Origin of the sequence: Streptomyces sp. NPDC001315 (genome assembly GCF_042896175.1) — a bacterium.
GTDB lineage: Bacteria > Actinomycetota > Actinomycetes > Streptomycetales > Streptomycetaceae > Streptomyces.
In genome coordinates, this window is record NZ_JBIAWZ010000007.1 from 1 (window position 1) to 1080 (window position 1080).

Genomic DNA, 1080 nt, shown 5'->3' on the forward strand with positions numbered 1-1080 from the left:
GTTGATAGGCCGGATATGGAAGCCCAGTAATGGGTGGAGTTGACCGGTACTAATAGGCCGAGGGCTTGTCCTCAGTTGCTCGCGTCCACTGTGTTAGTTCTGAGGCAACGACTGTTGCCGGATTTGAGCTGAACACACAATTAAAGAGTGTGCTTGTTCGCTCGAAACCATTAGGGTTTCGGTGGTTATAGCGTGAGGGAAACGCCCGGTTACATTTCGAACCCGGAAGCTAAGCCTTACAGCGCCGATGGTACTGCAGGGGGGACCCTGTGGGAGAGTAGGACGCCGCCGAACAATATTTGGAGGACCCCTGGTCCCAGCGTTCAGCTGGGACCAGGGGTCCTTTTCTTTTTTCTGGAGCGCGCCGGGTACTCGGCTGCGCGAGAATGACTGCGGTACCGAAGACAGGAGTCACCCATGTCCACCAACTCTCCCGACGAGCGACCGGAGCGCGACCAGCGGCGACGGGACAGTGGTGACCGGGGCGAGCGCGGCGGTCACCGCGGAGACCGCGGGGACCGTGGCGGCTTCCGGCGCGACAATGACCGTCGTGACAACGAGCGTGGCGGCCACGACCGTGGCGGTTACGGCCGGCGTGACGACCGCCGCGACGACCACCGCGACAGCGGCCGGGGTGGCGACCGGGGCGGTTTCCGTCGTGACGATCGTCGTGGTGATGATCGTAGGGACAGCGACCGCGGGGACCGTGGTGGCTTCCGCCGCGACGACAACCGCGGTGGTTCTGGCCGTCGTGACGGGGACAGGGGGTCTCGTCCGGCGTTCCAGCGTGACGACCGTCCTGGTGCGCCGCGTCGTGACGACCGCGGTGACCGCCCAACCTTCCGCCGAGACGACCGCCGTGACGACCGCGGTGAGCGCGGCGGCTACGGCCGCCGTGACGACAGCCGCGGTGCCTACGGGCGGCGTGACGACCGCCGGGGCGATGACCGCGGGGACCGCGGCGGTTTCCGCCGTGACGAGCGCCGCGACGATCGGCGTGACGACCGCCGCGACGATCGCCGGGACAGTGACCGGGGTGGCTTCCGTCGTGACGATCGTGGTGAGCGTCCTCCCTTCCGT

The 1080-nt window shown here is 66.7% G+C and carries 2 rRNA genes and 1 pseudogene; 2 read left to right on the plus strand and 1 reads right to left on the minus strand.

Annotated features, from left to right (window positions below):
• Together ACFY16_RS20785 and rrf are read left to right on the plus strand one after the other, a co-directional pair.
• Window positions 1–73: ribosomal RNA gene (locus ACFY16_RS20785) — 23S ribosomal RNA — on the plus strand; the annotation flags it as partial.
• Window positions 74–177: 104 nt separating this feature from the next.
• A 5S ribosomal RNA gene (gene rrf / locus ACFY16_RS20790) occupies window positions 178–294 on the plus strand.
• Between the two features lie 117 nt (window positions 295–411).
• Here rrf and ACFY16_RS20795 read toward each other — a convergent pair.
• Window positions 412–1080, minus strand: a pseudogene (locus ACFY16_RS20795) (hypothetical protein); the annotation flags it as partial.